The 14,303-nt window shown below is 71.9% G+C and carries 10 protein-coding genes; 5 read left to right on the top strand and 5 right to left on the bottom strand.

Translation table 11 applies throughout. The features are described 5' to 3' along the window. Positions 1 to 65: 65 nt before the first annotated feature. Positions 66 to 2,279 carry an ATP-dependent DNA helicase RecG gene (gene recG, locus M2271_RS09410; RefSeq protein ID WP_280886654.1) on the bottom strand — a complete coding sequence of 738 codons (2,214 nt, stop codon included), beginning with the start codon at positions 2,277 to 2,279 and terminating at the stop codon, positions 66 to 68. 170 nt (positions 2,280 to 2,449) lie between these two features. Between recG and M2271_RS09405 the strand changes: the two genes are divergently transcribed. Continuing rightward, a complete protein-coding gene (locus M2271_RS09405) occupies positions 2,450 to 4,279 on the top strand; it encodes an HSP90 family protein (protein WP_280886653.1) in 1,830 nt (609 codons plus the stop codon). Continuing rightward, entirely contained in the window at positions 4,276 to 7,332 is a 3,057-nt protein-coding gene (locus tag M2271_RS09400) for a tetratricopeptide repeat protein (protein ID WP_280886652.1), read from the top strand. Before M2271_RS09405 ends, M2271_RS09400 begins: the two co-directional genes overlap by 4 nt. A 227-nt stretch (positions 7,333 to 7,559) precedes the next feature. On the opposite strand, the gene M2271_RS09395 is transcribed toward M2271_RS09400, so the two are convergent. Continuing rightward, positions 7,560 to 9,479, bottom strand: coding sequence for a DAK2 domain-containing protein (locus M2271_RS09395; protein ID WP_280886651.1), 1,920 nt, complete (start codon positions 9,477 to 9,479; stop codon positions 7,560 to 7,562). A gap of 257 nt (positions 9,480 to 9,736) precedes the next feature. Here M2271_RS09395 and rpmB point away from each other — a divergent pair, with 257 nt between their 5' ends. Beyond that, a complete protein-coding gene (rpmB, locus tag M2271_RS09390; RefSeq protein ID WP_107021922.1) occupies positions 9,737 to 9,922 on the top strand; it encodes a 50S ribosomal protein L28 in 186 nt (61 codons plus the stop codon). A gap of 273 nt (positions 9,923 to 10,195) precedes the next feature. Here the strand turns inward: rpmB and thiD are convergent, their stop codons facing one another. Both thiD and M2271_RS09380 read right to left on the bottom strand, forming a co-directional pair. Then, positions 10,196 to 10,999 carry a bifunctional hydroxymethylpyrimidine kinase/phosphomethylpyrimidine kinase gene (gene thiD / locus M2271_RS09385; RefSeq protein ID WP_280886650.1) on the bottom strand — a complete coding sequence of 268 codons (804 nt, stop codon included), beginning with the start codon at positions 10,997 to 10,999 and terminating at the stop codon, positions 10,196 to 10,198. Further along, positions 10,996 to 11,961: a thiamine-phosphate kinase gene (locus M2271_RS09380; protein ID WP_280886649.1), complete on the bottom strand. Its 966-nt coding sequence runs from the start codon at positions 11,959 to 11,961 to the stop codon at positions 10,996 to 10,998. The genes thiD and M2271_RS09380 overlap by 4 nt, the downstream gene beginning before the upstream one ends. Positions 11,962 to 12,167: 206 nt before the next feature. Here M2271_RS09380 and M2271_RS09375 point away from each other — a divergent pair, with 206 nt between their 5' ends. Together M2271_RS09375 and M2271_RS09370 are read left to right on the top strand one after the other, a co-directional pair. Next, positions 12,168 to 12,401: an Lrp/AsnC ligand binding domain-containing protein gene (locus M2271_RS09375; protein WP_020138723.1), complete on the top strand. Its 234-nt coding sequence runs from the start codon at positions 12,168 to 12,170 to the stop codon at positions 12,399 to 12,401. A gap of 20 nt (positions 12,402 to 12,421) precedes the next feature. Continuing rightward, positions 12,422 to 12,928: a DUF3515 domain-containing protein gene (locus M2271_RS09370; RefSeq protein WP_280886648.1), complete on the top strand. Its 507-nt coding sequence runs from the start codon at positions 12,422 to 12,424 to the stop codon at positions 12,926 to 12,928. A 207-nt stretch (positions 12,929 to 13,135) separates the two neighbouring features. Here the strand turns inward: M2271_RS09370 and M2271_RS09365 are convergent, their stop codons facing one another. Then, positions 13,136 to 14,293: a D-alanine--D-alanine ligase family protein gene (locus M2271_RS09365; RefSeq protein WP_280886647.1), complete on the bottom strand. Its 1,158-nt coding sequence runs from the start codon at positions 14,291 to 14,293 to the stop codon at positions 13,136 to 13,138. Between the last annotated feature and the right edge of the window lie 10 nt (positions 14,294 to 14,303).

Below are 14,303 nucleotides of genomic sequence, written 5' to 3'. Positions count from 1 at the left end.
GTGGGCGTCTGTAGGTTCAGTGTGGCTGGTCGCGCGGTTCCCCGCGCCCCTGGGGTGGGCATGCTTCACCCCTTTTCCAGGTATTGCTCCCTCTCCTCGTCCAGCAGCGCGTCCAGGGCCGTGCGCAGACCCGGCAGCCGCTCCAGGTCCGGATCGGCCGCCACGACGGCTGCCGCCTCCTCCCTCGCCTCCGCGATGATCTCCTCGTCCTCGATGACGGCGAGCATCCGCAGGCTCGTGCGGGCGCCGGACTGGGCCTGGCCGAGGACATCGCCCTCGCGGCGCTGTTCGAGGTCGATACGGGAGAGTTCGAAGCCGTCGAGGGTGGCGGCCACAGCGTTCAGGCGCTGGCGGGCCGGGCTCGCCTCGGGCATCTCGGTGACCAGGAGGCACAGGCCGGCGGCGGAGCCACGGCCCACCCGGCCGCGCAGCTGGTGCAGCTGGGAGACGCCGAAGCGGTCGGCATCCATGATCACCATCGCGGTGGCGTTGGGAACGTTGACGCCGACCTCGATGACCGTGGTGGCGACCAGGACGTCGGTCTCGCCGGCGGCGAAGCGGCGCATGACCGCGTCCTTGTCGTCGGGGTGCATACGGCCGTGCAGGACCTCGACCTTCAGGCCTTGGAGGGGCCCCTTGGCGAGCTGGTCGGCCACCTCGACGACAGCGAGCGGCGGACGCTTCTCGGCTTCGTCCTCGGCGGACTTCCTGCTCTTCTTCGGGTCGTCCTCCTCGTCCCCGATACGAGGGCATACGACGTACGCCTGGTGGCCGTTCTCGACCTCCTCACGAACCCGCTCCCAGGCCCTGGCCAGGAAGTGGGGCTTGTCGGCGGCCGGAACGACATGGCTGGCGATCGGGGAGCGACCGGCCGGGAGCTGGTCGAGGACGGAGGTCTCCAGATCGCCGAAGACGGTCATGGCGACCGTGCGCGGAATGGGCGTGGCGGTCATGACGAGCAGGTGCGGCGGCTGCTTGCCCTTGCCGCGCAGGGCGTCCCGCTGTTCGACGCCGAACCGGTGCTGCTCGTCCACCACGACCAGCCCCAGATCGTGGAACTGCACCTTGTCCTCGATCAACGCGTGCGTGCCGATCACCATCCCGGCCTCCCCGGTGGCGAGGTCCAGCATCGCCTGACGGCGCGCGGCCGTCCCCATCGACCCGGTCAGCAGCACCACCTTGGTGGCCTGCTCGGCCCCACCCAGCATCCCGCCCTCGGCCAGCTTCCCCATCATCTCGACCACCGACCGGTGATGCTGCTGGGCCAGCACCTCGGTGGGCGCGAGCATGGCGGCCTGCCCGCCGGCGTCGACCACGGTGAGCATGGCGCGGAGGGCCACCAGCGTCTTTCCTGAGCCCACTTCGCCCTGGAGCAACCGGTGCATCGGATGGTCCGTCGCCAGGTCGTCGAAGATCTCCCGGGTGACCTTCTGCTGGCCGTCGGTGAGGGTGAAGGGGAGGCGGTCGTCGAAGGCCGTCAGGAGACCGTCCGGCTTGGCTGCGCGGGGGACCGCCGGGAGCTGGGCGTCGGCGTGGCGGCGGCGGGCGAGCGCGACCTGGAGGACGAAGGCCTCGTCCCACTTCAGGCGGGAGCGGGCGTCGTCGATGTCCGCCTTGGTGTGCGGGCGGTGGATCTTCAGGAGGGCCTCTGGGAGGGGGACCAGGCCGCGGCCGTCACGAAGGGAACCCGGGAGGGGGTCGACGGCTTCCTGGGCGTTGGGCAGCACCGTCTGGACCGCCTTGCCGATCTTCCAGGACTCCAGTTTGGCGGTGGCGGGGTAGATCGGGATGAGGGCGCCGGCCCAGGTCTCCACCGTCTCCTCGGCGTCACCTTTGAGCAACTCGTACGCCGGGTGGGCGAGTTGGAGGCGGCGGTTGAAGAGGGAGACTTTGCCCGCGAACATCGCGCGGGTACCCGGGAGGAGTTCCTTGTGCGGCTTGTGAACGCCGCTGCCGAAGAAGACGAGTTGGAGGCGGCCGCTGCCGTCCGTGATCGTGACTTCCAGGCGCTGCCCCTTGCCCCGGGGGGCCTTGGAGGAGGCGAAGCTGTGCAGGCGGGCGTCGGCGACCTGGGCGACCACGGTGACGTGCTCGTCCATGGGGAGGTCGGCGAGGTGGGTGAGCTGGCCGCGCTCCTCGTACCTGCGGGGATAGTGGTGCAGGAGGTCTCCGACGGTGTGCAGGCCGAGATGCTCGGCCATCACCTTCGCGGTGGCGGGGCCGAGCACTGACTTCAGTGGTTGCTTCAGTGGTTCTTCCAGTGCGCGCACGAGATCCATTGCACACCACACCACTGACAATGCCGTACAGGTCGTGGGAAACCCCTGGTCAGACGGCTGGTTGGAGCCGTAGGATGACGCGCTCCCGGCACCAGCCATCCCGCGGTCACCGCCCCACCGGGACCGCCCGACCCCGCGCCGTCGCCCGTCCCCTCACCGGCGCTGTGACGATGGACTCCCAGACCGCACAGGCATCCCAGGCATCCCAGGCACCCCATACGTTCCAGGTCGACCTCCGCGGCCTGGTGGACCTGCTCTCCCATCACCTCTACTCCAGCCCCAAGGTCTATCTGCGCGAGCTCCTGCAGAACGCGGTGGACGCGATCACCGCCCGGCGGGCGGAGGAGCCGGACGCCCCTGCCCGGGTGCGGCTGTACGCCGAGGGCGGGTCCCTGCGTGTCGAGGACACGGGCGTCGGGCTCACCGAGTCGGACGTGCACACCCTGCTGGCGACCATCGGGCGCAGCTCCAAGCGGGCCGACGCGCTCCAGGAGGCCCGCTCGGACTTCCTCGGGCAGTTCGGCATCGGGCTGCTCGCCTGTTTCGTGGTCGCCGAGCGGATCCGGGTGGTCAGCCGCAGCGCCCGTGCGCCGGATGCGGCGCCCGTGGAGTGGACGGCGAGCGACGACGGTTCGTACACCGTGCGGACGTTGCCGGCCGAGGCCCGCCCCGAACCGGGCACGACCGTGCATCTGACGGCCCGGGCCGGGGCCGGCGAGTGGCTCACGGGGGAACGTGTCCTGGCGCTGGCGCGGGAGTTCGGGTCGCTGCTGCCGTACGACGTGCGGGTGGGCGAGGAGGCGGTCACCGATCTGCCCGCGCCCTGGGACCGGGCGTATCCGAGTCCCGCGGGACGCCGGGTGGCGCTGGCCCGGCACTGTCACGACCTGTTCGGTTTCACCCCGCTGGACGCGATCGACCTGGCCGTGCCGGTCGCCGGGATCCGTGGGGTGGCGTACGTCCTGCCGTCGGCGGTCAGCCCGGCCCAGCGGGCAGGTCACCGGGTGCACCTGAAGGGCATGCTGCTGACCGAGCGGGGCGAACAGCTGCTGCCCGACTGGGCGTTCTTCGTGCGCTGCGTCCTGGACACCGACAGCCTGCGGCCCACGGCCTCGCGCGAGTCGCTCTACGAGGACGAGACGCTGGCGGCCGTTCGGGAGGCGCTGGGCGAACGGATCCGGTCCTGGCTGACGGGCCTGGCGGCCGGTGATCCGGAACGGCTGGCGGCGTTCCTGTCGGTGCACCACCTGGGGGTGAAGTCCCTCGCGCGGCACGACACGGAGATGCTGCGCACGATGCTGCCGTGGCTGCCCTTCGAGACGACCGACGGACAGCTGTCCCTGGAGGAGTTCGCGCAGCGGCACCCGGTGGTGCACTTCACGCGGACCGTCGAGGAGTTCCGGCAGGTCGCGCCGATCGCCTCCGCACAGGGTGTCGGAGTGATCAACGGCGGCTACACGTACGACAGCGAACTGATCGAGGCGCTGCCCTCGGTGCGGCCGGGGACGGTGGTCGCCGAGCTGGACGCCGACACCGTGACGGCGCACCTGGACGCGGTCGACCCGGCCGAGGAACTGGCGCTGTCCGGCTTCCTGGCGACCGCGCGGGCGAAACTCGACCCCCTGGGCTGTGATGTCGTACTGCGCGCCTTCCATCCCCTCTCCGTGCCGGCACTGCACCTGGACGACCGGGCGGCCCGGCACGAACAGGCCCGGGCGGAGGCCGAGGAGCAGGCCGACGACCTGTGGGCGGGCATCCTCGGCTCGCTGCGGGGCAGCGCCCCGCGCGCGCGGCTGGTGCTCAACCATCTCAACCCGCTGATCCGGCGGATCAGTTCACTCGGCGACCCGGAACTGATCGGCACCGCCACGGAGTCCCTGTACGGGCAGGCCCTGTTGATGGCGCAGCGGCCGCTCAGACCGGCGGACTCGGCACTGCTGAACCGGTCGTTCATCGGCCTCCTGGAATGGGCCACGCACAGCGAGGACGGTCACCGATGAGTGAGATCACGGACTTCGACGGCCTCCGTCAGGCAATGGCGGAGAACTCCGAGGAGCCGGAGGGGCCGGGACGCAACGCGCGCGCGGAGCAGCTGCTCGTCGAGGCGGAGCGGCTGAACATCCCGCTCGGGGTGATCGAGGCGCTCGGGCACCAGCTGAAGGTCTACAACTACAGCTCCGAGAAGGACAAGATGTTCGTCCCGTTCGCGCGCCTGCTGCGCATGTGGGACGAGCGGCCCGAGGACTTCGACGAGTACGAGACGCACTCGCTGCACTGGGTCTTCAAGTGGATGTCGGCCGGCATGCTCGACCAGCCGCACATCCCGCTGGCGTCCGTCGAGAAGTGGCTCGGCGAGATGGAGCACCGCTACCGGCTCGCCGGTCACTCCGAACGGGCCGTGCGCAGTGCCGAGTTCAGTGTGGCCGCGCACATCGGGGACGTGGCGCGGGCCGATCGGGCGTACGCCGCGTGGCTGGCCGCCGACCGGGACAGCATGGCCGACTGCCACGCCTGCGAACTGCACGGGCAGGGCTGGTGGCAGACGGAGCGGGGCCGGGACGCCGAGGCGCTGGAGCTGTGGGGCCCGGTCCTCACGGGCGAGTTCAGCTGCGCCCACGAGCCGCACACGATCCTCTCGGCCTCCCTGGCCCCCTTGCTGCGGCTGGGCCGCGTGGACGAGGCGCGGGCCCATCATCTGCGGGGCTTCCGGCTCGTGCGGGCCATGGAGAGCATGCGCGGCGCCTACGCGTCCCACGTCGAGTTCTGCGCGCTCACCGGGAACGAGGCACGGGGCCTTGAGCTGCTCGCGGAGCGGCCGGAGTACTTCACGGACGGCGGACAACCGCGCAGCGGGCTGAGCTTCATGACCGTGGTGGCGCTGCTCATGGACCGGCTGACCGAGCTCGGACTCGGCGACCAGCGGGTGCCCGGGCCGGCGGGCCGGGCATGGACCGCACGGGATCTCGCCGCCCACGCGCGCGGGGAGGCCCTCGCACTGGCCGCCCGCTTCGACGGACGCAACGGCACCGGGTACGTCAGCGAGCGGGCACGCGCGCGTATGGCGCAGCGGCCGCTGGTGGAGCGGCTGCCGTTGGGGGTGCGTTCGGTACGGACGGTCTCCGTGCCGGCGGTGGCGGCCGCACCGGCGTCCGCGTCCCCTCAGGAGCCCGATCTGGCCGCGCTGCTCACCGAGGCGCGGCGGCTGTCGGACACCCTGCAGCCGAACGCCGGCGATGCGTGGGCGGCCGTGGCCCTGGCCGCGGAGGGCGTCGAGCTGACCGCCCGCGACCAGGCGGAGATCGCCGACCACCGGGCGATGGACCTCGGCCCGGAGGGCATACCGCTGTTCGAACGCGCCGCCGAGCTGTACGCGGAGGCGGACGACCCCGGTGAGGCACTGGCGGCACACACGCGTGCGGCCTACGTCCACGCCCTCGCGGGCCACGTGGACGAGGCGCTCTCGGCGGTCACCGGCCCCTACGACGAGATCCTCGCGCTGTACGCCGAGGGCGAGACGGGCGTACGGCAGACGGCATCGGTGCTGATGGGACGGGCGCGCATTCTGATGCGGCGGGTGCAGGAGGGGGACGCCGCCCTTGAGGAGCCCGGTGCGGACGAAGAGCCTCTTGAGGGCCCCACCGAAATCGACCGCTCTCAGGGTGACGTAAGCCCTGGCGGCGGCTCGTTCGCGCCGGTGCTCGCCGAGGCGGAGACGGCCGTCCGGGAGGTGCTGGCCCTGGTCGACGGGCACATCGGGGACGACGTCCGGCTCGCCGCGCGGGCCGCCGAGGCACAGGCGATGCTCGCGGAGCTGGCGACGCGGTCCGGGGACGTGGAGACGGCCGCGGAACTGTTCACACGGGCGGCGGAGGGCTTTGTCGGGGCCGGACTGCCGTGGTTCGCCGTGGAGTACGAGGCCCGGCTCGCCGCACTCGCGCACCACCTCGGAGACCTGGCCGAGACGGAACGGGCCTTGCGGTCCGCCCTGGAGCACGGCGGACCGCACCTGGAGCCGACGGGACGGACGCAGCTGCACCTCCAGCTCGCCGAGGTCGTCGGCGGCCGGGGGGAGGCCGAGGAGGCCGCCGAGCACGCCCTGGAGGCGGCGCACTGGGCCGACGAGGCCGGTGAGGGGCCGACGCTCGGTGCCTGGGCCCGGCACCAGCTCGGCGGGTTCCTGGTGCGGCAGGGCCGCTGGGCGGAGGCCGCGGAGGTGCTGGAGTCGGCGCTGACCGACCTGAGCGTCGAGACGCACGGCGACGGCGCGATCGTGCAGACGCAGTGGTGGCTCGGCGACTGTCTGAGCGAACTCGGCGAGCACCGCGAGGCGGCCGAACGGCGGCTCCAGGCAGCCGAGATCGCCCGGCACTGGCCGGAGCAGCACGATCACGCGACGCTCGCCCATCTCGCCGCCGAGTCCCTCGGGCAGGCGGGGCTGCCCGCCGAGGCGGACCGGGCCTACACGCGCGCGGGCGACCTGTGGCGGGCCCTGGACAACGTCCACGGCCTCGTCCGCTCGCTGCGGGCCCGAGCCTGGCTCGCGCTGCGCAGCGAGGACGGGACCGACGCTGCCCGGGAGTTGATGGCGGGCGCGGTCCGGGAGTGCGAGGCGGCGCTGGGCGCGGCCCCTGACGACGAAGAGACGCGGCTGCGGCTCGTGGCGGAACGTGGCCACACCCACCGGCAGTTCGGCGACCTGCTCGCCCGTTCGGCAGCCGAGGACACCGAAAACGCCGAGGGCCCCGAAGGCCCCGCGGACCCCGCGGGCCCCGCGGACGTCTCGGTCCGGACCGTGCTGGAGGAGGCCCTGGCCCAGATGGCGGAGGCGATCGTCGTGTTCTCCGCCCTGGGGCCCGAGGTCCTGCCCAGCCGCACCGGCGCCGAACTCGCCGCGGGCTGGCTGGAGGCCGACCTCAGCCGTCCCGGAGACGCGGCGGCACGCGCGCGTGCGGTACTGGCGGCGCACGCCGGCGACCCGGACGAGACCGCGCGGGCACGCCGGTCCGAGGCCCGGCAACTCCTCGACGTGGTGGAGCAGCGGACGGCCGGCTGAGCAGCGGGTGGGGGAACAGGCGGCCGGCTGAGCGGCAGGCGGGATACCGGACGGCCGGCTGAGCAGCAGACAGGGAACAGCCGGCCGACCATGCAGCGGGCGAGAGAGACAGGCTGCTGCGGTGCGACGGCGGAACAGACAACCGGCTGAGGGCCGCAGCCGAACACGCGAGCGACTGAAGGGCGGCAGCTGAGCACACGAGGCTGAAAGACGGCGACGGAACGTCGCTATTCGACGCCGATGAGCAGCACGGCCCCCTGCCGTCCGCCCTGGTACACCACGGTGTCGACGGCGAGGTACGCCTCCCGTACGTGCGTCTCCAGCTGGTCGGCGACGGTGTCGGGGGCCTCGTCACCGAGGACGAGGGTGACCAGTTCACCGCCGGCCGAGAGCATGCGGTCGAGGACGGTCTCCGCGGTCGCCCGGACGTCCGCGCCGATCACGGCGACGTCGCCGTCGATGAGCCCGAGGACGTCACCGGCCTGGCAGATGCCGGCCATGGTCCAGGACTGGCGCTCCGCGACGACGACCTCGGCATACCGGGTGGCCCCGGCCGCCGAGGTCATCGTCACGACGTCCTCGTCGAAGCGGCGCTCCGGCTCGTGCACGGCGAGCGCGGCGATGCCCTGGACCGCGGAGCGGGTCGGGATGAGGGCCACCCGGATGCCCTCGGTGCGGGCCTGTTCGACGGCAGCGGCGGCGGTGTGCCGCAGGTCCGCGTCGTTGGGCAGCAGCACCACCTCGCGCGCGTGGGCTCGCCGTACGGCCTCCACGAGCTCTCCGCTCGCGGGCGGCTCCCCGGGCCGGGCGAGCACCGTGGTCGCACCCGCCTCGGTGTACAGCCCAGCCAGTCCCTCGCCGGGCACGACGGCCACGACGGCACGTTGGGCCCGCTCCCGGGGCGGCCGCTCGGCGCCGGTGGTGTGCACATCGCCGAGCCCGAAGTGGGTGATCCGGATCCGGTACGGCCGCCCGGCCTCGACACCCGCCTCCACGGCGGCGCCGGCGTCGTCGACGTGGACATGCACGTTCCACAGCCCGTCGCCGCCCACCACGACGAGCGAGTCCCCGAGGGCGTCGAGCCGCGTCCGAAGCCGCGCGACCGCGTCGTCCGCCGCCTCCAGGAGGTAGATGACCTCGAAGGCCGGCCCGTGCTCCCCCGGTCCCGCCGACCCGTCCGCGCAGGCTTCCCCGTCCTCGGGGTCCTCGGGATCCGAGGACCCGCGCGCGGGGGACGCCGGATCGCCGTGCGTCTCCTGCCCGAAATCCTCCTCATCCTCCACATCCTCATCCTCCACCACGCGCGCGTGGAGGGCCGCGGTATCGGCCTCGGGGAGGAGGTCAGAGGCTTTCCTGACCTCGTCCCCGGATCCCGTACGGACGTACGACATCCCCTGAGCCTCGCGCCCGCCCGCCTGCCCGCTGTCGGTCCCGTCGTGCCCCACGCGCGTGTGCACGTACACCCCGGAACCGGACACCGCGCCGGGCGACTCCCCCGTGAACGTCTGCACCAGGGCCCCGAGGACCGCCACCAGCCCCCGTCCGCCCGCGTCGACCACCCCGGCGCGCCCCAGGACGGCCAGCTGGCCCGGGGTGGCGGCAAGGGCGGTGCACGCTCCCTCATGGGCGGCCCGGGCCACCGCCGCGCAGTCGCCCACGGCTGCGGTGGCCGCGTCGGCCGCGGCCGAGGCGACCGTGAGGACCGTGCCCTCGACCGGGTGGGCCACAGCCTGGCGAGCGGAGTCGGCCGCGTGCCGCAGAGCGAGCCCGAGGCCCGGCCCGTCGGTGTGAGCGGTCTCACCGTCGGCGGCGAGCACCTGCCCCATGCCCCGCAGCAACTGCGCCAGGATCGTCCCCGAATTGCCCCGCGCGCCTATCAGGGCCCCGTGCGCCATCGCCCGCAGGGCATCGGCGAGGGTCGGCCGGCCGGCGGCCCGCCCGGCCTCGTGGCCTGCGAACACCGCCTCCACAGCCCCGGCGGCGGACTCCACGGTCAGATACAGGTTCGTGCCGGTGTCCCCGTCCGCCACGGGGTAGACGTTGATCGCGTCGATCTCCTCGCGCGCCCGTCCGAGCGCGGCCAGCGCGAGACCGCACCAGGTGCGCACCGCGAGAGCATCGAAGAATGTCTGCGGCACCTGCGCCACCTGCGCCTCCTTGAACTGCTGGACGTGGGACGCAGCGTAGACCTCGGGGCGTTGTCCAGCGGAAGAGGGCCGGGGGCAGGGCCCTGAGCAGCCATGGTAGTTTCGTTCTGCTGGCGCAGTCGTTGTATGCTGCTCCGGTTGCCCGATCCCGATCGGGCTCTCCCCCTGGCAGCGCCACTCAGATCTCTGATCCTACGATCTCGATCCCGGCATGCCGGGATCCACCGTAAGAGCATCTGAAGTCTTTGGAGTGACCCGTGGCTGCCAACTGCGACGTCTGTGGCAAGGGGCCGAGCTTCGGCAACAGCATCTCGCACTCGCACCGCCGTACGTCCCGTCGCTGGAACCCGAACATCCAGCGTGTACGTACTGTGGTCAGCGGGACGCCGAAGCGCGTGAACGCTTGCACCTCGTGCATCAAGGCCGGCAAGGTCTCGCGCTGACGCACATCCCCCACCTCTCGACTTCGGTCGATGCGGGGGACCCCCATCGCGCGCGGCCACTGCTGGTTCGCTGCAAAAAGCCGGTCCACCTCGTGCGGACCGGCTTTTTCGCGCGCTCGACCACGCGCACGTGCTCACTCACCCGTACGGCCCCTCACCTGGGGCCGACCTGGCGCTCGGTGGCGCCCCCGAGCGCGTACCAGAACCCAGAACCGCTGGCGCTGCGCCGGCTCCTCAAAGGTCAAGAGGCTGATCAAGAAGGCGGCGACCGGCTCAGACCCCGGGACCACCCGTCCTGAACGCCCAGCCGTGATCCACCGGCCCGATGCCGTCCCCGAGTGCGAACCCGGCGGCGATCGCCCCGGTGACGTACTCCTTGGCCGCCGCCACCGCCTCCGGCACCGTCTGCCCCTTCGCGAGCTGCGACGCGATCGCGGACGCGAGGGTGCAGCCCGTGCCGTGCGTGTGCCGGTTGTCATGGCGCGGCGCGCGCAGCCAGTGCTCCTCGGAACCGTCGGTGAGCAAGTCGACGGCGTCGCCCGGCAGATGACCGCCCTTGATCAGCACCCAGCGCGGGCCGTACGCCAGCACGGCGGCCGCGGCCCCCCGAAGACCCTCTTCCGACTCCACGTGCACCCCGGTCAGCTGGGCCACCTCGTCCAGGTTCGGCGTCGCCACGGTGGCCACCGGCAGCAGCTTCGTCCGTACGGAGTCCAGCGCGGACGCGGCCAGCAGTGAATCCCCGTGCTTGGATACCCCCACCGGGTCGACGACGGCCGGTGCGTCCGTCCCGCCGATCAACTCGGCGACCGCCTCGACGAGTTCCACGGACGCCAGCATCCCGGTCTTGACCGCCTGTACGCCGATGTCGTCCACGACACTCCGGTACTGCGCCCGCACCGCCTCCACCGGCAGCTCCCAAGCGCTCTGCACACCGAGGGAGTTCTGCGCGGTGACCGTCGTGATCACGCTCATGCCGTGCACGTCGAGCGCGAGCATGGTCTTCAGGTCGGCCTGGATGCCCGCGCCCCCGCCGGAGTCGGAGCCCGCCACGGTCAGCACCCTGGGCAGGCTCATGACTCGATGTCCCCGAAGTGGTCCCAACCGCCCTTCTTGGTCCACGGTGCCCCGTCGACGGTCACCTGGGGCAGCGCCGACGGGTTGAGCACCTCGCCGATCACCTTCCAGCGGGCCGGCAGCTTCACGTCCGGTGGGAAGGTCGCCACGATCGCGTGGTCCTCTCCCCCGGTGAGCACCCACTGCATGGGGTCGACGCCGACGGCCTGCCCGATGTCGTGCATCTGGGACGGGATGTCGATCGCGCCGGAGCGGATGTCGATACGGACCTTGCTGGCCTCCGCGATGTGCCCGAGGTCCGCGATCAGCCCGTCGCTGACATCGCACATCGCGGTCGCCCCGAGTCCGGCGGCGGCGGGACCGGCGTGGTACGGCGGCTCGGGACGCCGGTGCGCCTCCACGAAGGCGCGCGGCGAGCGGAAGCCGCGGGAGAGCACCGCGTACCCGGCGGCGGACCAGCCCAGCCAGCCGGTCACCGCGACGAGGTCACCGGGCTGGGCGTTCCCGCGCGTCACGGGCTCGTTGTTGCGCAGGTCGCCGAGCGCGGTGATCGACACCATGATCGTGTCGCCGCGGACGACGTCCCCGCCGACCACGGAGGCGCCCGCGACCTGGCACTCGTCGCGCAGCCCGTCCATCAGCTCGCTCGCCCAGGTCACCGGGAGTTCGGCGGGGACGACCAGACCGAGCAGCAGCGCGGTCGGAACGGCGCCCATGGCGGCGATGTCGGCGAGGTTCTGCGCGGCGGCCTTGCGGCCCACGTCGTAGGCGGTGGACCAGTCGCGGCGGAAGTGCCGGCCCTCCAGGAGGATGTCGGTGCTGGCCACGACCCGTCGGTCGGGCGCGGCGACCACCGCGGCGTCGTCGCCGGGGCCGACCCGGACCGCCGGGGTGGTGGTGAGACGGGAGGTGAGCTCCCTGATGAGCCCGAACTCACCGAGCTCACCAACAGTGCCCTTCATTACCCTTACACCCCTTCTGTCCCTGTCCGTGCCCGCTCGCGCGTCACCAGTGTCCTCGATACGGTCGAGGTGACCGTCAACTTCTGTCGTGCCCGTGCTCCGGCGCGCACGTCACGGCCCGCGCGGGTCTCCCCGCGGCGAGCGGCGACGCGATACCGTGGCGTTCCTTTTCCCCACATGATCCTCGTGGCCGCCCTGGAGGTTCCGTGGTACAGGCGTACATCCTGATCCAGACGGAGGTCGGCAAAGCGTCGACCGTCGCCGAGACGATCAGCAAGATCCCCGGAATCATTCAGGCCGAGGACGTGACAGGACCGTACGACGTCATCGTGCGCGCCCAGGCCGACACCGTGGACGATCTCGGCCGCATGGTGGTCGCGAAAGTCCAGCAGGTGGACGGCATCACCCGCACCCTGACCTGCCCGGTCGTTCATCTGTAGCCCCCGTCTACCCTTGACCGGTGAACTTCTTCCGTCACCGGCGCCCCATCCTCGTCGGGCCCGCGTGCGTTCTGCTGATCACGATCGCGGGCTGCTCCTCAGCAGACGACAGCGCGTCGGCGGCGGTTCCCCGTCCGGGCGCGAAGGCCGCCCGGTTGTGCCGGGCCCTGGACAAGGTACTGCCGCCCACGGTGGACGGTGAGAGCCGTCACGATCCCGAGCCCGCCTCCGCGTTGACCACGGGCTGGGGAGGCCCGCAGATCATACTGCGCTGCGGTGTCACACAGCCGCCGAAGATGATCGACCCGAAGGTGGCGCAAGGTGCCGACGCGGACGCGGTCGCCGGCGGGGTGAACGGCGTCGACTGGCTGATGGAGAAGCGGGACGGCGGGACGTACCGCTTCACCACGGCCAATCGCAGCGCGTATGTCGAGGTGACGGTGCCGAAGGGACCGGACAGCTCAAGCGTCCTGATAGATCTCGCACCGGCTATCAAGAAGTCGATCCCCGAAGGGATCGCCGACTAGGCGCCGCGACGGCTGAACCGACTCGGCCGACTCAGTCGGTTCAGTCGGTTCAGCCGACTCAGTCGGTTCAACCGTCGCAAGAGTGTGGAGCGTCGGTGGCTGGTCGCGCGGTTCCCTGCACCCCAGCCGGGCCCGCACCCCCAGCCTGGTCAGCGCAGGAACGCACCCCCAGCCTGGTCAGCGCAGCCCCGCACTGCCGGTCGTCGGTCAGCGCAGCCCCGTCGAGCGGCGCAGGGCCGCCTGGATCAAGTGGTCCACCAGCTCGCCGTACTCGACACCGCTCGCCTGCCACATCTGGGGGAACATCGAGATCGGCGTGAAGCCGGGCATCGTGTTGATCTCGTTGATGACGAAATCCCCGTCCGCCGTGAGGAAGAAGTCCGCGCGGACGAGGCCCTCGCAGGAAGCCGCCTCGAAGGCGTCCACGGCGAGCTTCTGCACCTCGGCCGTCTCCTGGGGCGTCAGCGGGGCGGGGACGATGCCGGGCGTCGAGTCGATGTACTTGGCCTCGAAGTCGTAGTAGGCGTGAGCGTCCGGCGGCGGGATCTCGGCGGGGACGGAGGCACGCGGGCCGTCCTCGAACTCCAGCACCCCGCACTCGATCTCACGGCCACGCAGCGCCGCCTCCACGAGGATCTTCGGGTCGTGCCGCTGGGCCTCGGCGATCGCCTCGTCCATCCCCGAGAGGTCGTCCACCTTGGTGATGCCGATCGACGAACCCGCGCGCGCGGGTTTCACGAACAGCGGCCAGCCGTGCTCGCCGGCGAAGTCGACGATCTTCTTGCGGGCGGCCGACTCGTCGCGCTCCCACTCACGCGGCCGGATCACCACGTACGGGCCCACCTTGAGCCCGAAGGAGGTGAACACCCGCTTCATGTACTCCTTGTCCTGGCCGACGGCCGAGGCGAGCACACCCGAGCCGACGTACGGCACACCGGAGAGCTCCAGCATGCCCTGGAGGGTGCCGTCCTCACCGTACGGGCCGTGCAGCACCGGGAAGACGACGTCGATCTCGCCGAGCACCTTGGGCACCGATCCGGGCTCGCCGTAGACGACTTCGCGGTTCGTGGGGTCGACGGGGAGCACCACGCCGCCCTCGCCCGACTCGGCGAGATCCTCGACGCTGGGTGTGCGGCGCTCGGTGATCGCCATGCGCTCGGGTTCGTCGGCGGTGAGCGCCCACCGGCCGTCGCGGGTGATACCGATCGGCAGGACGTCGTACTTCGTCCGGTCGAGGGCCTTGAGGACGGCCCCGGCGGTGACCATGGAGATCCCGTGTTCGGAGCTGCGCCCGCCGAACACGATGGCCACACGCGGCTTGCGAGGCGGCTGGTCAGGGCTCTGGGAGAGGTTCTCGGTGCTCATATCGGCTTGA

The sequence above is a fragment of the Streptomyces sp. LBL genome (assembly GCF_029893585.1).
GTDB lineage: Bacteria > Actinomycetota > Actinomycetes > Streptomycetales > Streptomycetaceae > Streptomyces.
This window is presented reverse-complemented; position numbering and strand designations above follow the sequence as displayed.

What these genes read in the sequence shown, in the direction of transcription:
- recG (WP_280886654.1), bottom strand. Translation starts at nt 2,279, where the DNA reads ATGGATCTCGTGCGCGCACTGGAAGAACCACTGAAGCAACCACTGAAG.
- M2271_RS09405 (WP_280886653.1), top strand. Translation starts at nt 2,450, where the DNA reads ATGGACTCCCAGACCGCACAGGCATCCCAGGCATCCCAGGCACCCCAT.
- M2271_RS09400 (WP_280886652.1), top strand. Translation starts at nt 4,276, where the DNA reads ATGAGTGAGATCACGGACTTCGACGGCCTCCGTCAGGCAATGGCGGAG.
- thiD (WP_280886650.1), bottom strand. Translation starts at nt 10,999, where the DNA reads ATGAGCCTGCCCAGGGTGCTGACCGTGGCGGGCTCCGACTCCGGCGGG.
- M2271_RS09380 (WP_280886649.1), bottom strand. Translation starts at nt 11,961, where the DNA reads ATGAAGGGCACTGTTGGTGAGCTCGGTGAGTTCGGGCTCATCAGGGAG.
- M2271_RS09365 (WP_280886647.1), bottom strand. Translation starts at nt 14,293, where the DNA reads ATGAGCACCGAGAACCTCTCCCAGAGCCCTGACCAGCCGCCTCGCAAG.